This window comes from Flavobacterium fluviatile, assembly GCF_010645065.1.
GTDB lineage: Bacteria > Bacteroidota > Bacteroidia > Flavobacteriales > Flavobacteriaceae > Flavobacterium > Flavobacterium fluviatile.
On record NZ_JAADZW010000001.1, the window covers coordinates 350,161 to 371,710 of the forward strand.

17 protein-coding genes are annotated in these 21,550 nt (G+C 37.3%); 8 read left to right on the top strand and 9 right to left on the bottom strand.

Annotated features, from left to right (window positions below):
* Positions 1-40: 40 nt before the first annotated feature.
* Positions 41-1,189: a lactonase family protein gene (locus tag GXM17_RS01150; protein ID WP_163397456.1), complete on the top strand. Its 1,149-nt coding sequence runs from the start codon at positions 41-43 to the stop codon at positions 1,187-1,189.
* A gap of 82 nt (positions 1,190-1,271) precedes the next feature.
* Entirely contained in the window at positions 1,272-3,755 is a 2,484-nt protein-coding gene (locus tag GXM17_RS01155; protein ID WP_163397457.1) for a TonB-dependent receptor, read from the top strand.
* 464 nt (positions 3,756-4,219) lie between these two features.
* On the opposite strand, the gene GXM17_RS01160 is transcribed toward GXM17_RS01155, so the two are convergent.
* The 3 genes from GXM17_RS01160 to GXM17_RS01170 all read right to left on the bottom strand — a co-directional run bounded on the left by GXM17_RS01160 (position 4,220) and on the right by GXM17_RS01170 (position 6,397).
* Positions 4,220-4,684, bottom strand: a complete 465-nt coding sequence (locus GXM17_RS01160; RefSeq protein WP_163397458.1) for a JAB domain-containing protein — start codon at positions 4,682-4,684, stop codon at positions 4,220-4,222.
* A 263-nt stretch (positions 4,685-4,947) separates the two neighbouring features.
* Entirely contained in the window at positions 4,948-5,976 is a 1,029-nt protein-coding gene (locus GXM17_RS01165) for a DUF932 domain-containing protein (RefSeq protein ID WP_163397459.1), read from the bottom strand.
* Positions 5,977-6,004: 28 nt separating this feature from the next.
* The gene (locus GXM17_RS01170) at positions 6,005-6,397 is read right to left on the bottom strand and encodes a single-stranded DNA-binding protein (protein ID WP_163397460.1); all 393 of its coding nucleotides are present in this window, start codon (positions 6,395-6,397) and stop codon (positions 6,005-6,007) included.
* Between the two features lie 93 nt (positions 6,398-6,490).
* Between GXM17_RS01170 and GXM17_RS21875 the strand changes: the two genes are divergently transcribed.
* Together GXM17_RS21875 and GXM17_RS01175 are read left to right on the top strand one after the other, a co-directional pair.
* The gene (locus GXM17_RS21875) at positions 6,491-6,619 is read left to right on the top strand and encodes a hypothetical protein (RefSeq protein ID WP_280115289.1); all 129 of its coding nucleotides are present in this window, start codon (positions 6,491-6,493) and stop codon (positions 6,617-6,619) included.
* 251 nt (positions 6,620-6,870) lie between these two features.
* Positions 6,871-7,140, top strand: a complete 270-nt coding sequence (locus GXM17_RS01175) for a hypothetical protein (protein ID WP_341872895.1) — start codon at positions 6,871-6,873, stop codon at positions 7,138-7,140.
* Between the two features lie 31 nt (positions 7,141-7,171).
* Here GXM17_RS01175 and mobC read toward each other — a convergent pair whose 3' ends face one another.
* Genes mobC through GXM17_RS01190 form a run of 3 tightly spaced genes read right to left on the bottom strand, consistent with a single transcriptional unit; the run spans position 7,172 to position 10,818 of the window.
* Complete coding sequence (gene mobC, locus GXM17_RS01180) at positions 7,172-9,154, bottom strand: conjugal transfer protein MobC (RefSeq protein ID WP_163397862.1); 1,983 nt, start codon at positions 9,152-9,154, stop codon at positions 7,172-7,174.
* Positions 9,155-9,172: 18 nt separating this feature from the next.
* Entirely contained in the window at positions 9,173-10,441 is a 1,269-nt protein-coding gene (locus GXM17_RS01185) for a relaxase/mobilization nuclease domain-containing protein (protein WP_163397461.1), read from the bottom strand.
* Positions 10,426-10,818 (bottom strand): plasmid mobilization protein, encoded by a 393-nt coding sequence (locus GXM17_RS01190; RefSeq protein WP_163397462.1) that lies wholly within the window; start codon positions 10,816-10,818, stop codon positions 10,426-10,428. Before GXM17_RS01190 ends, GXM17_RS01185 begins: the two co-directional genes overlap by 16 nt.
* 394 nt (positions 10,819-11,212) lie before the next feature.
* On the opposite strand from GXM17_RS01190, the gene GXM17_RS01195 reads away from it, so the two are divergent.
* From GXM17_RS01195 to GXM17_RS01205, 3 genes are all read left to right on the top strand, one after another.
* The gene (locus tag GXM17_RS01195) at positions 11,213-11,503 is read left to right on the top strand and encodes a hypothetical protein (RefSeq protein ID WP_163397463.1); all 291 of its coding nucleotides are present in this window, start codon (positions 11,213-11,215) and stop codon (positions 11,501-11,503) included.
* 214 nt (positions 11,504-11,717) lie between these two features.
* Positions 11,718-13,238, top strand: a complete 1,521-nt coding sequence (locus GXM17_RS01200; RefSeq protein WP_163397464.1) for a MauE/DoxX family redox-associated membrane protein — start codon at positions 11,718-11,720, stop codon at positions 13,236-13,238.
* A gap of 82 nt (positions 13,239-13,320) precedes the next feature.
* Positions 13,321-13,593, top strand: a complete 273-nt coding sequence (locus tag GXM17_RS01205; protein ID WP_163397465.1) for a DUF6520 family protein — start codon at positions 13,321-13,323, stop codon at positions 13,591-13,593.
* Positions 13,594-13,634: 41 nt separating this feature from the next.
* Here GXM17_RS01205 and GXM17_RS01210 read toward each other — a convergent pair whose 3' ends face one another.
* From GXM17_RS01210 to GXM17_RS01220, 3 genes are read right to left on the bottom strand one after another with little or no spacing between them, the layout of a single operon-like run.
* Positions 13,635-16,307 (bottom strand): alpha/beta hydrolase family protein, encoded by a 2,673-nt coding sequence (locus GXM17_RS01210; RefSeq protein ID WP_163397466.1) that lies wholly within the window; start codon positions 16,305-16,307, stop codon positions 13,635-13,637.
* Positions 16,308-16,318: 11 nt separating this feature from the next.
* Entirely contained in the window at positions 16,319-17,704 is a 1,386-nt protein-coding gene (locus GXM17_RS01215; RefSeq protein ID WP_244307305.1) for a RagB/SusD family nutrient uptake outer membrane protein, read from the bottom strand.
* A gap of 9 nt (positions 17,705-17,713) precedes the next feature.
* Positions 17,714-20,683, bottom strand: a complete 2,970-nt coding sequence (locus tag GXM17_RS01220) for a SusC/RagA family TonB-linked outer membrane protein (protein ID WP_244307306.1) — start codon at positions 20,681-20,683, stop codon at positions 17,714-17,716.
* Positions 20,684-21,264: 581 nt separating this feature from the next.
* Between GXM17_RS01220 and GXM17_RS01225 the strand changes: the two genes are divergently transcribed.
* The gene (locus GXM17_RS01225) at positions 21,265-21,525 is read left to right on the top strand and encodes a helix-turn-helix domain-containing protein (RefSeq protein ID WP_163397468.1); all 261 of its coding nucleotides are present in this window, start codon (positions 21,265-21,267) and stop codon (positions 21,523-21,525) included.
* Positions 21,526-21,550 lie beyond the last annotated feature (25 nt).

Consider the following 21,550-nt stretch of genomic DNA (forward strand, 5'->3'; position numbering starts at 1 on the left):
TTGGTAGGTATTTTATTAGTTAATTGAAATTTAAATTAAAATGAAACCACTTTTATTGAAAAAGAAACTAGCCATTTTTTTTATGACCTCCATATTGTTAAGCTCCTGCAAAGTACAGGAACACACCTTATTATTTGTAGGGAGTTATACCGATAAGAAACCCGCTAAAGGGATTAAAGTTTATAATTTTAATCTAAAAACCGGGGAAGCTATCTTGACCGATGAAGTGGATTCAATTATTAATCCTTCGTTTTTAAGATTGGCACCAAATGGGAAATACCTGTACAGTGTTTTGGAAAGTCAGATGCCTACCAATGGCAAAGTTGCCGCTTTCCAAATTGATATTGCTCAGGGAAAATTAAAACTGCTTACTATCCAGGATGCTGGTGGCAGAAATCCAGCACATTTAGAGATAGACAAATCAGGTAAGCATCTTGTTGCATCCAACTATGCCGATCCAAGTTTGAGCGTTTTCAAAATCAAACCAGACGGTAGTCTCAACAAATTCAATCAGTTTTTTACTTTTTCGGGTAGTAGTATTATAAAAGTAAAACAAGAAACCAGCCACATTCATTCTTCCAATTTTTTTCCAGACAATGAAGCTTTATTGGTGCAGGATTTAGGAACTGACAAAATGTATCAATTTAAAGTAATTCACGGAAAAGATGATTTTTTTGAAATACAAAAAGCAGGCGAAATAAAGGTAAAAACGGGGAGTGGTCCAAGGCACTTTACCTTTCATCCTAATGGTAAGTTTGCCTACGGTGTTACAGAATTTAGTGGAGAAGTTTTGGCGTATAATACTAATCAGGACCAATTGGATTTTCTAGCTGCCTATAAAGCCTATGAGACCAATCAGACTATTTATAGCGGAGCCGATATCCATATTTCGCCCGATGGAAAATTTTTGTATGCTTCTAACCGAGGCCCAAACGAACATAGTATTGTGATTTTTGCAGTCAATCAAAAAGAGGGTACATTAAAATTAGTGGGGCATGAACCTACCTACGGCGAGCATCCTCGAAATTTTGCTATTGATCCTTCGGGTAATTTTTTACTAGTTGCGAATCAATACTCCAATTCAATTGTTGTTTTTCGTAGAGATTCTAAAACGGGAAAACTGCAAAAATTACCCAAAGAAATTACTGTACCAAGTCCATCAAGTTTGCAAATGCGAAGCTATAAGTAGGACACCACAAATTGTACTTATATTTTAATCTACTTTAAATAGCTCATTCGAGAGCTTAAATTTTTATTTTTTTAAATTGATTATGAAATTAAAAACTTTTTTTCTAACGCTTACGCTATTGTTTAGTATCGGAATTTCCGCTCAGATAACCGGTAAAGTAGTCGATGAAAATTATCCATTAGAATACGCCACAGCCACTCTTTTTTCTGCCAAAGACAAAACTTTGGTTACGGGAGTTGTAACCGATGCCATGGGAAAATTTACTTTAGAAAATATAAAAATCGGAAGTTATTATTTAGAAGTTTCCTTTATTGGCTTCCATTCAAAAACAATATCGAATATCCAGATAGCAGCCAAAAATAAAACTGTTGATGTTGGAACCATCTCTTTAATTTCGGCCGAACACCAATTGACCGATGTGGTAATAACTACCCAACAAAAAACAGTTACCAACAAAATAGACCGCCAAGTGTACGATGCCAAAGCTTTTCAGAACAGTAAAGGTGGAACTGCTACTGATGTTTTGAAAAACTTACCTTCTGTTACCATCGATGGTCAAGGACAAGTAAGTGTGAGAGGAACCACAGGATTCAAGGTTTTGTTAAACGGAAAGCCAACACAAGGCGATGTCGCTACCATTTTGGGACAACTACCTGCCAATGCAATCGAGCGGGTGGAAGTGGTAACGGCACCTTCGGCAAAATATGATCCTGATGGAAAGGCAGGACTGCTAAACATTATAACCAAAAAAGGAGTCCTAAATGGAACCTATGCACAACTGAATCTTAAAGGTGGATTTCCATCTATTGAAGATTATGACAACCAAGATCCTGTCCATCGTTACGGAATTGACGGTACTTATACCATCAGAAAAGACAAATGGGATATCGCTTTGGGCGGTAGTTATTCTCGTAGCGATATCACAGGCCGTCGGGAAGGCGATGTGTACACAATTAATGAGGTAGAAAATTACAAAACACATTTCCCCTCAGATGGAGAACGCAGTACAGACTTGCTGGATTATAGTGGTCGTTTGACTGTGGATTATACCCCAAATAAAAACAATGCTTTTTCGGTTGCTTTTTATGGAGGAAAACGAAAAAATGATCGAACGGCTAATATTATTTATAACAATGAAACCACTTCATTGGCTGATAATAGTGTCTTGAGTACTTTTGATTACCTAAATGAAAATCTACGTACCCGTGATGGCGATTTTGCCTTAGGAAGTTTTGACTATACGCATTCTTTCAAAAATGAATCAAAATTAACTGCTACTTTTTTATACGAATACAGTTTGTTGGGAGGACCAACTACTAATCTGAATTTGAGCCTCGACAAAACACAAGTTTATCAAGACGAATACAATACGAATGTCAATCCACTGCATGGTACACGAGCGCAATTGGACTATACTTTTAGACCTTTTTCTTTTGGAAAAATCGAAGCGGGGTACCAATACAGAGGAATTTCGAATGAAGGTAATTTTATCTACGAAAGACGTAATCCTGCCACAGGAAAGTATGAAATTGTTCCAGAGTTTACCAGTGAAGTCAACTTAAAGCGAATTATTCATTCGGGTTATGCGCAATTAAACGGAAGCAACGAGAAATGGGAATATGCCGCAGGACTTCGTTTGGAATCCATGAACCGTGATTTTTATCTAAAAGGATACGATCAAGCAGCCGAAAACCTTTCCTATGACTACGTAAAATTGTTTCCATCTGCTTCGGCACAATACACGACAGATCAAGAGTTGAAATTAAAATTAGGCTATAGCAAACGTGTCGATCGTGCCCCTACTTACCAAATGAATCCTTTTAAAGAAAGAGAGCACTCGGAAACGTACGAACAAGGAGACAAAAATTTATTACCCGAATTTACCGATTTAGTAGAGCTTAGCGTGAGCAAAAATTTTAATGACACAAATTCGATTTTTGCAACTGCCTATTTCCGAAATGTACAAAACCTAATTAACCGCGTCAATACACTTTCCTATGACAGCGCTGGGGTTTTAAACGATACTATTTTAGATCGAATTTATACCAACGTAGGTCGCGGCCGCACCATTGGTTTAGAGGTAGGTTCACAATTTAAAATAACCGACAAGTGGAAAAACTTCATCGGAGCCAACGTTTACAGCTTAAACATCAATGGAAGTTTTAATGGTATGGCAATCAACTCAACGGCTACTCAGTATGCTATCAATGCTAATAGTACTTACAACTTTTCCAAAACTGCTTCTTTGCAATTCACGTTTAATTATTTGTCGGAGCGCATTACCGCACAAGGCGAAGATTCTCATTTTTATTCACCTAATCTAAGTTTTAGAAAAACATTCTTAGACAATCAATTGGTAGTAACCCTACAGTGGCAGAACATAGACATGGGACTTTTAGACACCAACGAACAGCGTATTACTACTTACAGTCCAGACGCCTTTTATACCACAACCAATTATGTGTATGAGGTAGATATGGTGATTTTAAACCTTTCTTATACTTTCAATAAAAGCAAAAACAAATCAAAATTCATTGATAGTGAATTTGGTAAGAAAGAATTCTAGTTTAATTTTCTACTCGAATAAACATCGCGATTATAAATGGTAAAAACTAAAACTATTTGCTAAAGAAAATTTCTTTAAAATTTTATTCTCAAAAGAGGATAATTTTTAGGGGGTTTGATTAATTAATTTTAATAATATTTGAAGATCAATATTCTTTATTGAGTGTATGATTTTTAAGATAGATTCAAAATATAGAAAAAAATGGAATCTTTATTTGTATTAAAACGCTATAATAAATTTGGAGCTATTTGGTATTCAAACTTCTTATTTTAATAGAATGTTGTTAAGATATGACTTTAATCCTAAGTTAAGTGATAGTTTTTTGCTATCACTTAAAAAAGTAAATGGCTATAATTTTAGCTAAAGTCAGAACTTTTTAAATAAGTCCAATTTGCTAGATAAAAGTGATAAAAACAAGATCTTCCTTGGTATAAACCATAATTTCGTTAAGTAAAAAATGGCCCCTATAAGGCGCCATCATCCATAAATGAGTAATAAGATTCTGCGGTGATAATCAGATGATCTACTAATTTAATCTCGAGCAGTTCCCCTGCTTGTTTGATTTTTCTAGTGAGGTGTTTATCGGCTTCGGAGGGGTTTAGATTTCCAGAAGGATGGTTATGTGCAATCATAATGCTGGTAGCATTGGCTTTAAGCGCGGCTGAGAAAATCATGCGAAGATCTACTACTGTTCCAGTAATACCCCCTGAGGACATCTCGTAGAGTCCAAGAACTTTTAAAGAGTGATTGAGAAGCAGTATCTTGAATTGTTCGAAGTATTCAATTTTTCCTTCATCCCATGAGGATCTAAGTAAAGTACTGGCTTCATTTGAGGATTTAATCTGAGGTCTTTGGGACGCTTTTACTTTTGTTTTGTAAACAAGTTCAATTTCTGAGACCATTTGCCATTTTTGAGTGGTAGTTTCCATGATTTTTATATTTTAAATTAATAATGGAACTAGACCCGGAAATCTTCAAGCGAGGGCAAAAAGCAACGCAATAAAGCACAGCTACGCCTGTGCATTTATGGGGGAATTTTTTGTAGCGAACCGCCGAAGGTTTCCTAACTTTGTGGCACTATTAATGACATATAAATAAGAATAACCCCATTACCAAAGCTTCAGAGCTTTGAAGTGTCTGTCGCGCGCCAAAATAGCAATGGGCTTAAAAGACGTCCATTGCTATAGGATTCTTAATTAAAAATACAGCTTCCTTTTTTAGCAAATTCCTCACAGAGGTTAAAAGCACTTTGGGAGCGTAGTTGAGCATTGCCTCCTAACAATAGCGATTTTAGTTTGGCTTCAGAATCTTTGTAGGTTCTCACGTTTTGAAAATAACCTGTTACGGCGTTATAAGCACCAAAGAGCGTTCCTTCGGTGGTTTTGGTCAGTTGGGTTTCATCGCTTAAAGCATACTGATAAGTATTTTCGATAATATTGGAAAAGCAGGAAGAAAGTGCTTCGATTTCATTGTTTTTGAGCTGGCTTACAATGGCTGGACTAGGAGCCAAGGCCAGTGAAATTAGTTTTTTTACTTCATTATCTGTAATGCGTACTTTTGCCCAATGATTAAAAATTTCTTCTAAGTCGGTGGATAATTGATCTGTTATTCCCATGACTTTATGGGCTTGCTCGAGTCTGGACTGGGCGTTGCTGGTATGACGAATTCGCAAGGTATTGGTTTTATTTCGCAGTGCCGCATTTAGGGTATTGGCGCATACAATTCGAATCGGGGTGAAGGCGGCGGTAATGCTTCCGCTACCATCATGGGAGGTGGTGAGAAATAAATATTTTTCTATAAGGTCATCTTTTCCCACACGGATATAGTTGGGGAGTTTGGCGGTTATAAAAATGCGTTCTCCTTTTCCCAGTGCTCCAGCGGTTTCATAGAGGATTCCGTCACCTCCTACAATACTATCAAAAAAAGAAAAGGCATCTTTGTTTTGTACGATCTGATAGTCTTTACCTACAACACCCAGTACCGTTTGCGTATCTGTCCTAAGTGTACTGTATAGCTCAGGCACCACAATTTTATTATTCTCACTGTACTCTGTAAACAGTGGCGTTTTAATAACCTCATAGTTTAGTCCTGCATGTTCAACCGCTTCCCCGCTGGTGGGATAGTCGGTGATGATTTGACCTAGATTGTGCCAAGGTTTTTCTTTAACTGAAAAGAAGGCATGTTTTTGAGTGATCTCGTTAAAATGGATTTGATGTGACATGGTATAACTATTTAAGTGAAACAATAAATTAAAAGGGAAGATCATCGGGCTGTTCCTGGGTGATAGCGGGGGCAGTCGAGTTGAAAGTACTGGAGGGGTCATTTTCTTTTTTAGCAAAAACTAAAATTTTAAGATGGTTAACATGAAAGGTTAGGCTTCCAAGGGCTTTCCCTTCTGCATTGCAATAGACGCTCAGACCAATTCTTCCGAAAAGGGAAACCAGAGAACCTTTTTTGAGATAGGGTACTATATTAGGACTTAACCAATAATCGCAATTGATGTAGGTTACGACTTGTTTGATTTGTGTACTGCCTTTTGGTTTGTAGTGGTCGTTTATGGCAATTGAAAAATTGACAACTTGTTTTTGAGTACTGATTTTAGTCAGCGTGGCATCTTTGGTAATTCTTCCAGTGATTTCCATAGGGTTATTTTTTAGTGTTACTATTTTTTCTATTTCTAAATCCGCTCATTAAAAAAATCTTTTCAAAGAAAAAACGGAAAAAAAGAAAGCAAGATGCCAGTATCGCATCCAATATGGAGTGCTATAAGTCCCGAAGGGTGGGCAAGGGAAGCGCAGGCCATTATGCGCATGACGTATTGGGGCGTTACTATCTTAGCTGCCCTTTTAGTCCGTTTCGAATGAAAAAGACTATTTTACTCTTTCAAATAACTCTAAAAATTGAATTAAAATCAGTATTTCAAGCAATCGTTTTTAGACCATCACCCTGAAGAAATAGGGTTTTGTAAACCGCTATTGTAAAGAAATAAATGTTTATTAAGAAAAAAAAATGGGCTTTAAATTAAGGAAGGACTTATTTTTTTAGACTGTTATAGTAAAAAAAAAGTGATTTTTACCAGTGGATTTAGTGGAATTATTTATAGATTTACGCTTCTATGATAAAGAATACGACGATGGATAAAACAATAAATCTTAGGGTAAGAAAGGAAATAGATAGGAGCAGTGAGCTTAAAGTTTTAAAGCTAAAAGGCAGTTTAATTACCAAAGGCTACACCGAGATTATTCATATTGCTGATGAGAATGACGATTTTTACCTCAATTCGTTTTCAACTTCCTCTGAACTAAGAAAAGAGGCAGAGCAGTATTTATTGGAATACATCGCAAACAATGAACTTAACACCATGATTACAGTACTCGAAAAATAGTAATTGAGCTATAGTTATTTCCGGATTATAATTATTTTTTAATCACTAGATGACAAAGTGCTGGATCATTTAATAGCCGTTCCATTTCGGAATTAACAATGTCTTGAATATCCTGTTTGATTTGCAGGTAATTACGTTGTACAATTACAGTATCAATTCTACGAACAGGAGCAATTTCCAGGTAGGCTTCTTGTTCTTTTTTAAGTGCATCGTGATCGTTTATAATTTCAGAGTGAAAGGTTTTAAGTTCAATTTTGCAGTCAGGATTATCAGCCACGACCCCCACAAATTCACCTGAACTTAGCGAAGAAATCTTGGAGGCAGGCACTGCTGATTCCAATTGTTTGGAACGACTAATTGATATGTCTGCGCTGTTAATCGAAAGACTCTCACGATCCTGCATAATTTTACCAAACCGCTCAGAGAGTTGCTTGGCTGTATCTCCTGTTACTTGACCACTTATAATATTTCCTGTAATATTTAGTATAACATCCGCTTGTTCTCGACCATAGTCTTTTCTAAGCTGGCTAAAGTCCTGAATTCCCAAACAGGTGGCTACTTTATTACTTCGCGCTGTAGCTATAAGACTGTCCATATTGTTTAGGTATATGGTCGGAAATTCATCAAAAATCAAGCTACTTTTTAGTTTTTCTTTTTGATTGATTTGTTTAATTAATCGGCTTACATACAGCGATAAAACGGCGCCATAGGTTTGTATTTTCTGGGGGTTATTTCCCATGCATACAATTTTGGGATCTAGCGGATTGTTGATATCGAGGGTAAAGTCATTTCCAGAGAGTACATAGTACAGTTGTGCAGAGGAAAGTCTTGCCATGGATATTTTAGCAGAAGCAATTTGTCCCTCTAATTGCTCCATAACATCTGCCAGATATGCGCTCACAAAGGGGTTTATGAGTACTTCAATTTCTTTCTCAGTTCTAAGTAAAGTAAAGAGACTATCGTAATCCATCTGCATTAGCTCTATGACATGGGGTAAGGTGCAAAATTCTCCGTCCTTATATTTCCGTAAGTACCATATAATAGCCGTTAGAAAATTGATTGGCGATTCTACGAAAAAATCACCTTGTTTTTTAATCCATTCGCGGTTAAGTCCCAGTAGTATTGTACGAGCTGATTCGCTTGCATCCGTGATGTCCGTCATTGACTTGGGATCTAAAGGATTACATCTGTGAGTGCGGCTTAAATCATCAAAATTGATGATATAAAATTGTGGTTCAACACGATAGAGGTGTTTATTTTTCAACCAAGTATTGTAGGCGATAATTGATAAATCATCAAATTTAAAATCATAGACAAACATGCTAAATCCTTTTTTGATATGCTGTGTAATGACATGTCGAATGACAAAATACGACTTACCCGAACCAGGTGTTCCCAATACCATCAGCGCACGAAAAGGATTGATGATATTGATCCAACTTTTTCGGAGTTTATCTTTTAAATAATATTGAGCAGTAAGATTAATGGAATACTCATTTTCAATGAGCCTTTCTTCTTGTGGAAAGGTTTCATTTTCTTTATTGAAAATATCTTTATGATTTAATTTTTTTTGGATTATTCGAGACAGTAAAGTACCCCCTGAGAGTACTATAAGAAATCCTATTGAAGTACTTAAGATATATCCTATTACTTTAGTTTGAATTTCCATTGCAGTAATCAAAAAGAGATAGCTCCCAAAATATAGCATTAGACCCGCTATTATATAAGTGAAGGCTGTTTTATATTTTAGTTTTTCGGTTTTTCTACCTTTTGCGCCTAATAAAGAAATCAATAAAAATCCCAGAGCGAAAAACTTGGATCTAAGAAAAGTATCAAAAAGTCCCGTAGTGTAAATATTCTGGAGTAGTCGATCACTAAAAGGACTAACTAACTTCCAATTTTTAAAACTGTTATAACCGTAGTAATAGAAATGCATGCCTAAAAGCAGTATGCTAATGAGCCTTGTCATATCGAGTATTTTTCTAAGCGCCTGATCATTTTCTCCTGTCTGCATTGCCATGATATTCTCTTTTTATAAGTTATCTGATGTTCCTTTTCTCTTTCTTTTTTTGCGTCTGCCTTTTAACTGTTTTGAAACATACTCTTGAGAATATTCCGGTTGTAGTATTTGGTCAATAATGGTTTGTAGTTCGTCATCAGTAATAAAGGGTTTATAATTTTTTGGTTTTGATGTAAGTGCTGTTTCTTTAAAATTGGTTGTTGTTTTATTATTTAAAACGGGAGCAATACCACAACGTTCCTGTATTGCTTTTGCCGAATATTTTACGCCAAGTGCACTACCATTGAAAACACATTTTGTTTGGTGATCTATGTAGGTAATTCCATAAAGTAGACCTTGAGGACTTTTTCTATAAATTACTGAGATACCTGCTTTTAGCATTTCTTTTTCGAGCTTGAAAAGAGGTGTTTTTGTATTTTTTAACAGTGTGAGATCAATTGCATTTTTGACTCTAATCATATCCCCAATGCGCGCTTTTTTATTACTTTCAAAGCGCTTCTCTAAATTGGAAATGGTAGGTTTAAAATGGAAACTGCTTGCTTTAATCGGAACTCCGATCGGTTTTTTATTGGCGTCCAGTATTTGATATGCCAGTCCTTTGTGAAGAAACATTTTAGAATTTTCCTTACCTTGTAATACTGTTATGTTATAGAGGTTCAGCACGGCATTTAATTCTCCAATGGTTATGAATTTATAAGTAGGAATCACGTTTTTTAAAATGTTAGATATTGCTTTTTTTGAATCAATTGTTCCGTACTGAATTTTTTGAATAGGAATGGGTAGAAGATTCAAATCGGTTTTGTTTTTATGACGCTGTGCCGGCACTAAATTAAACTGGGTCTCAATTTCCTTTCTTGCTGTTTCGGATTGATTCCTACCAATGTTTTGCATGTCAATTCGTTGTCCATCTGATTTCACTTTAATGGAAACGATATGAATGTGGGGATGACCCGCATCGTGATGTTGGTAGATCAAATACGGATGGGAACCAAAACCAATTTTGTCCATATACACTTTAGAGATATCAAGGAGTTTTTCTTTGGTCAATTCTTTTTCTGAGGGATCAAAATTCAGTGAAATATGTACACTATTTCGAGTCACGTTTTCATTTAGTTCCAGTTGTTTTAAAAGCATATTTAATTTAAAATTAGGGCTCATTTTATCAATGTCCATAGGATAATTGCCTTCACCAATGCACTGCGCGATACCCTGAGCGACTTTGTTCTCGTTGTAATTAAAAATAGCTCGAATGGAGTGTCCTGTATTTATGATTGCAACCATTTTTTAGAGAGATTTTCGATATTTTTTTTGATCGAATTGATAGCATTAAAAAGGATTTTTTTTTCTAATTCAGTAATGGCAAGCCAGTGTTTGAATTCCGGAATTTGTCGCAGTGTATGAAGTTTTTTAACGGCCTGATTAAAGTTGTTTCCGATTCCATTCAAATCTTTTCGTAGCAGTATAAGCTCGGTCATTAAATCGTCGAGTGATTCATTTCTATACCTTAGAATAACTGGTTTTTGCAACAGATTTTTTCGGGCAAAATCACTCATTTTTCGGCAGGTTGACTTTCTAAAAAGCTTTTGAAGTTGCTCATGCTCTGCGGAACTTAAGCGAAGATGCAACCATTTTGTTTTGTTTTTGTTCTCTTCTTTCATCATCTTTCTTTTTCATTTCACGAACTATTTTACTTCTGGTTTCACCGCCAACGAGTTCCGAGTAAAAAGGCGGCAAGATATCGGTTGTGATACAACCGGACATCTTGCTGACTGCAGAAAACCGCAGTCTGAAAGCTTCTAAAGTCTTTTTTCAGCTGTAGCAATCAGCTAAGAAGAAGCTGTCATCCCTATTAAAAATTAAAGGGAATCTACTTCAGAATCTGCTTTAAAAATCTAAAATGCACCAATTGAACAGGTTCTAGGGATTTACCTGAGAGCTAAATTAGAAAAGGCCTTCAAGCCCTGCAATCCTCCCCAAATTTTGAGTAGGGTAAATAGGGATGATACTTTATAATTTTACGGTAAGTGAAATATTAATTAAAAATGATGAAGTATGATTACAGCAAATGATGCGGCCAAGGTTTTTGATACGGTGCTGAGTATCCCTGGAATGAATGAGCCGGTGAAAATGGATTTGAAAATTTCACGAAAAAATGTGCTGCTTTTAAGCCATTTGATACAGGACGGGCTGAAGATAAGAGAAGGATCTTCGGTACTATTGGAGAGCATAAGCGAGCAGGGAAGGACAGAACTGGAGAGTCTCTCTCAAGAGTGCCTGCAAAAAGCAGGGCTTATAGAGCTGCATGAAAAACTTGCCGGAATCAGCGCGTCCATAAAAGACTGATTCCAAGAAGACCCACTATGATTTAATGCCTGCATGATTCTTACAAAATGCAGGCATTTATTTTTTATGCCATCTCAAATGTAAAACTGCCTGATTTTCAAAGTTTTTGGCTTGATTTTCAAAGTATCTATAAGAAATATCCCATTTAAATTTGTAATACATAATATAGAAGCTTCAGATATAAAAGTAAAGCTTAATGCAAAATATTTGAGATATGAATTCAAGCACCCCAATTAAGAAAAATATTGTTTTAGCCATATCCTATTTGTATGTCTTATTGTTTGTTTATGTAGCAATAAGCAAGCTTCTTGATTTTGAAAGTTTTAAAGTACAGATTGGGCAGTCTCCCATGCTTAGCATATATGCAGACTGGATTTCTCCTGCAGTGATCGCCATAGAACTTCTTATCGCTCTGATGCTTTTGAACCAACGAACAAAAATGGCAGCGCTATTCTTTTCTCTAGGATTAATGACGATGTTTACAGCCTATATTTTTATACTTCTCCATTACAGTTCTTTTGTGCCTTGTTCCTGTGGCGGCGTGCTCGAGAAAATGAGCTGGAACACGCATCTTATATTTAATATAGCCTTTGTTTCGCTTGCTGCATTGGGTATTCTATTAAACGCCAAACCGGCAGATAGCAATACTGCTGGAAAAAGAAAATACAGAACAATTAAATCAATTCTTGGAACTGTCGCGGGATGTATTCTAATGGTAGTTATTTTGTTTCTTTCATCAGAAAAAGTAATGTACTATGATAACCCATTTATAAGACGCTACCCACAGCATCCTGCTGAATTTAAAAAGAAGATAGATCTGGGGTACAATTCATTTTATATAGCTGGCGAATCGTACGGCAGAATATATCTTGCAAATTACGATTACCCTTCGTACATACAGTCTTATAATGCATTAATTAGTGACAAAAAAGAAGAAAAAATATTAATGGATCCAAAGAAAATTCCATTTAAGATGATAACGACAAAAATCCAAAGTTCATATTTCTATCTGACAGACGGAAGCGTTCCGATCATTTTAAGAGGAGATTTAAAAAATTGGAAAGTGGACAAAGAATTAAAGGGGAGTCCGTACTTTACAATTGCGCAGCCAATAGATTCTACCAGCGTCGCAGTCAGATCCAACAGCTCAAAAAATATGCAGAATATGCTCGGGGTTTTTGACCAATATACTGTTCCAAAAGCTAAGTTTAACAGAACGTTACTTCAAAAACAGGTAGACGGCATATTTGATACTGACGGTGTACTGCTTTATTCTGAAATAAGCGGGAAAATTGTCTACGTACATCGTTACCGCAACGAAATTATTATTGCTGATAAAAAGGGCAGTCTTATTCGCCGAGGTCATACTATCGACACCATTTCCAAAGTAAAAGTGAAGGTGTCCAAATTAAAGGAGGGAAAACGATATGCGATGTCCACACCATCCTATGCGGTAAATGAAAATGCTGCAATATCAGGAAATCTATTGTTTATAAATTCAAAAGTAAAGGGCAGGTACGAAAATGACAAACTTTGGGAAACCTGCTTCATTATTGACGTTTATGATATCGAACGCAATGCTTATGTGCTGAGTTTTCCAGTTTTTCATACTGCTTCAAAACAGCTTCGTTCAATAATGGTAAATGGGAAGTATTTATATGCCGTGATTGGAACTGATCTAGTGGTTTACGAGTTAAAGAGCAAGCAGATTAAAAAGTATAAGTCAAAGAATTAAAAATATACTGATCAGTATCAGGAAGGAAGATCGAACACCTGTAGAAAAAAGTAGATCCTATATAAATTTAAAATTAGAAATCATGAAAAAGTTATTTTTGAAAAACATGATGCCAGCAGCATTTATTGCTTTGGCGGTAGGAGGTGCGTTTGCGACTATTTCCATGCAGAGTGCTCCGAAAGAGGAAGCCTTCAAATGGGGATATTACCCTAATGCAACTGCAGGCTGCAGTAACGTAAGAATCGCATGTGATGACACTCCGACTCCAAATCTTTGCCGTGTAGACGACAACAGTCCTATTGCATATGATTTGGACACGAATTGTGTTCAGCCTTTGTACAAACAAAATCCATAATATGGGTTCAGATTCTGCATTTTTAAATGGCAATGCAGTTCCTAGATGGAACTGCATTGTTTTTTTTTATTGCTATCATCCTTAATTATCCACTCACTTTTTTTATCTTCTTTTAAAAAATGGTCAAACCATTGGAGCGTCCTTATTGATAGGTCTTTCTGCTTTTCAGCATTAATAAGATTATGCCCCTCCTCTGGATACAATAACATCATACTTTTTTTACCGGCACGACGCAGGGCAAGATAAAATTCCATGCTCTGGTGAGTATCCACCTGATAGTCATTTTTACCGCTCCAGAGAAGCACTGGGGTCTGCACATTCTGTACAAAATTTATAGGCGAATTATCATAATAAGCTTTAGGTTTTTCATAAGGCGTGCCGCCCATATTCCATTCTTCATTATGGAACCGCCACATATCTGGTCTGCCATTGCCTTTATTTATAGTATAATAAAAGGAGACCAGATCTGTAATGGCACCGCTTGCAATAGCCGCAGCAAATAAATTGGTCTGTGTTATTATGAATGAAGATTCGTAACCGCCGAAAGAATGGCCCATGAGTCCGATTCTTTTTTCATCTACTATGCCGGACTCCACAACCTTTTTTACTGCACTGATAACGCAGTCAGCGGCAGCAATTCCAGGATTTTGAAGTTCTAGTCTGATATCAGGCTGCAATACAAAATAGCCTTCAGATGTAAACACAGATGGATTAAATCCGACGGACTCGTAGCAAGTTGGATTTTGATATTTATGAAGTTCATATGATTTACGCTCATAGATATTGACAATCATTGGATATTCTTTCAAAGGATTGTAGGCTGCGGGATAATACAGGACTCCCTTTAGTTTTATTCCTTTTAAGTTTTTATATTCGATGAGCTGTGATCTGCCCCAGAAAAATTTATCCTGCTGGGGATTACTTTTAAAATAGTATTTTGAAGGTGATGAAGTACTTGCAACTGCCAATCTTGGAGACATGTTAAATTTCTGTTCGCGAAAGAATATATATTTCTTCCCTTCGCTATAAATTATCTGGTCGCACAAAGCATCTTTGTAAGTAATAGAACTTTCTCCAACTTTTTTATTCCAGATGTAGAATCCTGTTTTTTCATCGTTTCCTCTTGCGCTCAGAATTAAATCCTTATCTAGGTTAAAATTATCCTGTATCTGTCCTTCAAATAAATGATTAAATCGAGGTTTATCATGCGATTTTGCAATTCTAAATGTAATGTCCGATTCCCTCCCTCTGGTAAGTCTCTTAAAAGAATTTCCTTCTGGACTTACTGCCCAGACATCAAACTGGTCATACAGCAGTATTTCCGTATCATTTTGGGTCCATCCTGGATTGCCGCAGACGGATTCAGGCACCAGAGACTGCTCTTTGGCCGTCAACTTAATACCGATTTTAGCGGTGATATTTTTATGAATTCCATTATTAAAATTATAAGTCCACCAGTCTCCATCTTTAAAATAAGCAAAGTATTTACCTGTAGGTGACGCATTAAAACAATGAGGCTCAGGTGCGATGTTCTTAAGGAATAATTTTTTCTCAAAGTTCTGCAGATCCATTACGTAAAAATCTCTTGGTGCTGTGTACTCGAACTGAGGTTCATAATCTGCTGGATTTGATAAAACAGCATATCGCATATCACCGCTTAAAATTAGATCAGGAAGATCAGATGATGTGATATATACAGCTTTATTTATGACTGGAGTCCAGACTGCCACTCTTCCTTTTTTTGATCTGTCGGCATTCTGCTGCTGGATGTAGGTTCTTTTATCAGCTGAACCCCATATCTCAACATTTTTTGATTCGTTTCTGTGTAATTGAGGATTTAAAGAAACAGTAGAGAAAAACAGCCGCTGTAGATCGTCCGATATTATAATTGGACTTTCTGAGTCAAATGCTGTATCTGCATTAATAATAGAATTGCTGTCAGGAATGAATTTAAAGTCATGCAGTTTTTTTTCAGATGTAATAAAATTGTAAATAGCTTGAGGATGCTGCGGATCGTTTCCTGCTGTAAAAGCTAGTGACAGACCATTTTTCTGCCAGCTGAGGTTGGAGAAAAGAAGATTCCCTTCAGTAACTTCAAATGTTTCGTCTTTCTGCAGGCTGGCAATTGAAAGGGCATTTTTGTGTTCTGAAAATGTGCTGTATGCCAGCATACCCTTTTCTTTATTAAGTGAGAATTGGTCAATATTGCTGATTTCCCTATCCCTTCCAGTTTTTAATGATCGGATTGTAAGCGTGCGGTTTTTATTTTCTCTGTCGGATAGAAAAACCAGCTTGTCGTTTTTTTCATAATAGTCAAAACCACTTATTTCTTTAATGATTTCTTTTCTGCCATTTGAAAGATTTACAATGATCAGATCTTTTCCAATCTGGCAGAAAAACATACGGTTAGAAGAAAAACCGCAGTTTTTGGCAGCAGGAAAATTGAAGGTTTTAAGGCTGGCGACATTTCGCACAAAAAGAGTATCACTGAGATTTTTGTATCTCATTCTAAAACTTGCCCATTTCTGGTCAGGGGATATATTATCAAGTACGACATCACCCCATTGCGCATATGAATGAGGCGTGAGGTTCTTTTTTTGCACCACCTGTCCCCATAAGGGACAGGCTACTAACGGCAAAATAAAAAATAAAACTAAAAAAGGTAAAAACAATGCCCTAAAGGCACATCTTCGATAAAAATATGTTGTAATCATAAGTCTTGTAATTAGTATCCCGGATTCTGCGGTTTTAGATTCGGATTTGCATTAATTTCTGCCTCGGGAATGGGGAAAACCTGATCAGAGGAATTCCATCCGGCCTTTATATTTCCAAGCGAGGTGTTAAGCTTTCCATTTCTTTTGAGGTCAAAAAAACGGTGGCCGTACTCTGTGAAAAGTTCATGTTTTCTTTCTTCAAGAACGGCATCGAGTATTTCGCTCTGTGTCTGTGCCTGGGTATCTGGCAGGCCTGCTCTTTTTCTGATTTGGTTCAGGTCCTCTTTGGCTCCGATAAGATCTCCCTGCATAGCCCTTGCTTCAGATCGTACTAAAAACTGTTCGGAAAGCCGAAGCACCACTGTGTATTCCTTTGAAACTGATGTATCAAAATTTTCTTTATATTTATAAGGATGGTGCCAGGTTCCTGAAGCATCCTTAACTTCTTTTGTCCAATACGTTCGGCGAAGGTCGCCGTCCGTAAATGAATTGTACAGACTGCTGCTCATCCAGACAAACTGCGGTGGGCCGGCGGTAAATATAAAATAGGCGCCGTCAGCGGTGTTTTTGCCGGCTGTGCCGGAATGAAGCTGCCATAATGTTTCTTTAGAGTTTAAGAGAAATGCAGAGTTTATATTTTCAACGGCGTAAAGGCTCTGGTTATTTATCACCGCTGATGCTGTATTTGAGGCTTCAGAGAATTTTCCGCTAAAGAGATAGATTCTGGATAGAAGTGCCTTTGCGGCGTACTTATTTGGACGAATGCGGGGTACGGCTATATAGGATTCAGGAAGCAGATCTACGGCAGTTTCCAGATCAGTGATAATTTTTCCATACATCTGTTCAGGATCCATCTTGGAAATTTTACTATTTGTTTTGTAATCCGTACCCGAAACATACGGTACGCTTCCAAAAATGTTCAATAAATAAAAATGCTCCAGAGAACGAATAAAAAGTGCTTCGCCGGTCAGCTGGTTTCTTTGGGCCTGCGTTAGCGACAAACTGTGTTCGCAACCGCTGATAATTGAATTGGCGGCATAAATCTGATTATAAGCAGAATTCCAATAGTCCGCAACAATAGTATTGGTAGGAAGGAGTGCATTAGCGTAAAAGCTGAAACTTGGATTTGACACACTCTCATTGCTTATCATCTCATCGGAATAGCAGGCAAGATGATTTGATATTCCAATGCCATCACCTGTTAGCATTCCCCTATCTCTTATTTTTGAATAAATATCGGTAAGAGCCGCTTCGGCAGTGTTATAATTTTCAAAAACAGATTCTGTGGTTAATTGTGATTTTGGCAGATCTACTTCCACAAAAGAATCGCAGGAAACAGCGACTAGCAGAATCATAAATATTAAAGATCGGGATGCAAATAAAAATTTTGTTTTCATAACCGGATATTAAAAAGTTAATTGAATTCCTGCCGTAATTACTTTTAGTGGAGGCAGGTAGCCATAGGTTGTAAATTCAGGATCGCCGTCATCATATCTGGTAAAAGTCAGCAGATTTTGCCCCTGAAGCATTATCGTGCATTGCATATCATTAAGGCTCAAAGGGAGTTTATAAGAAAGGGCAATGTTTTTAAGTCTTATAAAGGAAGCGTCGGTAATAGAGGCAGTGCTCTGGTTGAACAGGCTGTTTGCGGTTACTGCCGAACTGTTAAATCCTGCTGTATAGATCTGATATGGACCAGTATCCCCCTGCGAAGACCAGCTATCCAAAAGCCTGACATGTTTGTTGGACATTGTTCCAGCTGACGACATGGAATAGGCTTTGCTGTCCTTGCTTACAAACTGGAAGAGGAAATCCAGCGACACACCCTTATAAGCCAGCCTGTTTTGAAGGCCACCGTAAAATTTAGGATTCAAATCTGCAATTATCTGCCTATCCTCAGCAGCTGTCAAAAGCCCATCCTTATTGAGATCTTCAAACTTATAGATTCCCGTCTGCGGGTTGACTCCGTTAAATTTGTATAACAGCTGTATATTAAGCGGCTGACCGACCCTGTACTGCTGGCTGTAGGTTGAACTTGCAAGATTAGGAAAAGATAGGAGTTTATTTTTAGCAACAGTTAAATTAAAGCTGGTGGTCCAGTTAAAATTTCCGCTGTTAAAATTGACGGTTCGCACCGTAAATTCAAATCCCCTGTTTTGTACGACCGCATCCAGATTGGCCTGCATGGATGAAAAACCGGTTGTTCCGGGAAGCGGAATACCGACCAGCTGATTGGAAGATTTGTTCTGATACCATTCCACGGTTGTGAAAATGCGGTCTTTGAAGAAACCTAATTCAAGCGCGGCCTCCAGTTTTTTATTTGTCTCCCATCCAAAATCGGAGTTAAAGAGCCTTGTTGGCGATAGGCCGGAAATTCCGTTATATAGTACTCCATTGACAGAATAAGTGTCGAAAAACTGATAATCGCCAATCTGATCATTCCCGGTGGTACCGTAACTGCCTCGTATTTTTCCAAAACTAAGCCACCTCGAATTCTGGGTAAATTTTTCGTTAGAAAACAGCCACGCAAAGCCCAATGCCCCGAAATTCGCAAACTGGTTGCCTGGTCCAAATCTGCTTGAACCGTCGCGTCTAGCGGTAAGGTTTGCGATATATTTCTGTTGATAGTTAAAGTTAATTCGTCCAAAGAAAGCCTGATATTTATACAGTGTTTCCTCATCCAGCAGTACCCTTACCGTTTTCGCTGCTGCCAAGTTGTATATAAGGCTGTTGGAAGTGAAGCCTGATCCAAAATTGGATATTTTTGTACCGTGCTGGCTTTGAAAAGTAGAACCAACAAGTACATCAATTTTAGCATCCTTCAGCTGCTTAATCCAGTTTATCTGCGGTTCTACAATCCATGAAGATCTATTTACATCATTCGTGAAAATAGAAGATTGTGAAGGTCCGACATTAAATGCGGGATTATATATAGTGGATGGAACAATTCTAGTTTCGGTATTGTCAAGATAAGTGAATCCGAAGTTTCCTTTGACTGAAAGCTCTCCTGTTAGAGCATAAGAAAGAACGGCATTTCCTGTAAGATCATTAATAGCAGATTCTGCTTTTGTGTTTAGATTTCTAAGCGGGTTCTGCCAAGTATTGTTTTCCCAGTTAAGATTTCCATCCGGAGTATAAAGGGCGGGAGCATTTGGAGGAAGATTTCTGGCATCGCTTGTAAAATCGTAAGAAGGCAGGTTGTTGTCCTGTGAATTGAATCCCGCAGAGAAGTTAAGTGAAAACTTTTCATCTTCGGATTTGTGGTTCAAACTAAAATTGCTTCCGCCCTTTTTATATCGAAACTGACCGGGAAAAACGTTTGTTTCTGTATGATAAGAGCCATTTAATAGAAATTGGGTATTGTTTGAACCGCCTGACACTGATGCCTGCAGATCGTTGATCAATGAAGTGCCCCCTATAAGTTCTTTCTGCCAGTCAGTATAACGGTTCTGGTCCCAAATGCCGTTAATGTCGTAATCTGTAGCACCGTATGCAGTTCTGCCATCATTTATAAAGGCCTGCCTGCGAACAGCCAAGTACTGATCGGTATTCATAAGGTTAAGAAATTTAGTTACCCTGCCGGTTCCTGTGGAAGCGGAAACATTAAATTTTGTTTTTCCTGCTTTTCCTTTTCTGGTGGTAATCAATACCACACCATTTGCTCCTCTTGAACCGTATATAGATGTTGCATCAGCATCCTTGAGCACTTCAATGCTTTCGATTGCATCAGGATTAATGCTGTTGATAGGGCTCACCAATGTAGGAAATGTGGTTCCCGTATAAGAAGAGCCGATGGGATCTGAAGAGATTGGCACACCGTCAATAATATAAAGCGGTGAATTAGCATCGGATCTAAGACTGTTCTGTCCTCGTATTTTTATATCAAAACCTCCGCCAGGCACGCCTGTAGTCTGTGTGATACTTACTCCTGCCATACGGCCCTGCATTGTGGCCAGCACATTAGTCACGGGCTGGTTTTCAATATCTTTCGAGGTAATTCGGGCAATGCTCCCTGTTCGGTCACTTTCTTTTACGGAATAATAACCAGCATTCACCCGAACCTCCTGCAGCGTGGTTGTATCGTAGAGAAGTTTAACGTCGACAATTTTTCGTCGATTGACAGGAATATAAGAAGTTTTAAACCCTATAAAAGATACAATTAAAGTATCGGATGGTGATGCCGTAATTGAATACTGTCCACTATAATCAGAAATTGCTGTGGAATTCACTTTATTCTTAATGGCTATCGTTACACCCGGCAGAGGACTCGATCCGTCAGTTACTGTTCCGTTGACCTGAAATTGTCGAGGTGTAAATTTGAAATGCCGTTTTGAGCTGGCGGCATGAGTTGACGAAAAAGCTAAGGTAATGCCCATAAAAATTAGGCAACAAAGAGCTCTTCCATCCTTGTAAAATGAAAAATAATTCATAATATTGGGATTGGTTAGTTAAATATGATTTGATTAGCTATCGGTCCTCTATGGTTGTTTGGCGACGAAATAGAGGGCCATTTTTATGCATTAAATTAAGTGTTTAATAATATGCAAATTCGGATTGTGTTTAATTCACGGGCAATAGTGATAAAAGTTCGACAAAAAATTTCGAAACTTGAACAAGAATAGAAGTGATACAGCTAAGAATTAAGCGAGTAACGTAAAAAAAGGACGCGGAACTCAACTTATCGTTTCAGAGGCATTGGCATACCCAACCACAAATAAGCGAGCCCACGCCCATAAGGCCGTGAGCATCTTACTTATCATCTCGTGGTTTTAAAAACGCCAATTTTCTGAAACGAGATTCAAAGCGAATGCTTCAATATTGTTTTGAAGAATCGCAAATATATAAATTCATTTTCATATGAATTGTTACAAATATATGGAAAAAAATATTTATGGTGATATATTACCATAAATATTTTCGAGAAAAGTCAAATATTGTTAAATAAAACAATAATGATATGGCTAAGGAAGAAATATTGAAAGCTTACAAAAAAGCCTTTGGCGAAAATTTAAGAAAGATTAGGACAGAAAAAATAAAAACACTTAGCGGAGTAGATAGTAAAACTAAATTTGATTCCAGTAATTATCATAAGTACGAAGTGGGTACCGGAAACCCAACCCTAGAAACAATAGTTAGTATAGCCACTGGACTAGGGATACATCCTAAAGAACTACTTGATTTCGAATTCGATTTAAATAAAATTGATGTTCATAAATAAGATGCTTGCAAGCATCTTTTTTTTG

Coding starts and splice junctions, on each gene's coding strand:
- GXM17_RS01205 (WP_163397465.1), top strand. CDS start 13,321: ATGAAAAAGTTATTTTTGAAAAACATGATGCCAGCAGCATTTATTGCT.
- GXM17_RS01165 (WP_163397459.1), bottom strand. CDS start 5,976: ATGTCACATCAAATCCATTTTAACGAGATCACTCAAAAACATGCCTTC.
- GXM17_RS01215 (WP_244307305.1), bottom strand. CDS start 17,704: ATGAAAACAAAATTTTTATTTGCATCCCGATCTTTAATATTTATGATT.
- GXM17_RS01155 (WP_163397457.1), top strand. CDS start 1,272: ATGAAATTAAAAACTTTTTTTCTAACGCTTACGCTATTGTTTAGTATC.
- GXM17_RS01225 (WP_163397468.1), top strand. CDS start 21,265: ATGGCTAAGGAAGAAATATTGAAAGCTTACAAAAAAGCCTTTGGCGAA.
- GXM17_RS01150 (WP_163397456.1), top strand. CDS start 41: ATGAAACCACTTTTATTGAAAAAGAAACTAGCCATTTTTTTTATGACC.
- GXM17_RS01210 (WP_163397466.1), bottom strand. CDS start 16,307: ATGATTACAACATATTTTTATCGAAGATGTGCCTTTAGGGCATTGTTT.
- GXM17_RS01175 (WP_341872895.1), top strand. CDS start 6,871: ATGATAAAGAATACGACGATGGATAAAACAATAAATCTTAGGGTAAGA.
- GXM17_RS01220 (WP_244307306.1), bottom strand. CDS start 20,683: ATGGGCATTACCTTAGCTTTTTCGTCAACTCATGCCGCCAGCTCAAAA.
- GXM17_RS01200 (WP_163397464.1), top strand. CDS start 11,718: ATGAATTCAAGCACCCCAATTAAGAAAAATATTGTTTTAGCCATATCC.
- GXM17_RS01190 (WP_163397462.1), bottom strand. CDS start 10,818: ATGAAAGAAGAGAACAAAAACAAAACAAAATGGTTGCATCTTCGCTTA.
- GXM17_RS01185 (WP_163397461.1), bottom strand. CDS start 10,441: ATGGTTGCAATCATAAATACAGGACACTCCATTCGAGCTATTTTTAAT.
- GXM17_RS01160 (WP_163397458.1), bottom strand. CDS start 4,684: ATGGAAACTACCACTCAAAAATGGCAAATGGTCTCAGAAATTGAACTT.
- GXM17_RS21875 (WP_280115289.1), top strand. CDS start 6,491: ATGCCAGTATCGCATCCAATATGGAGTGCTATAAGTCCCGAAGGGTGG.
- mobC (WP_163397862.1), bottom strand. CDS start 9,154: ATGCAGACAGGAGAAAATGATCAGGCGCTTAGAAAAATACTCGATATG.
- GXM17_RS01170 (WP_163397460.1), bottom strand. CDS start 6,397: ATGGAAATCACTGGAAGAATTACCAAAGATGCCACGCTGACTAAAATC.
- GXM17_RS01195 (WP_163397463.1), top strand. CDS start 11,213: ATGATTACAGCAAATGATGCGGCCAAGGTTTTTGATACGGTGCTGAGT.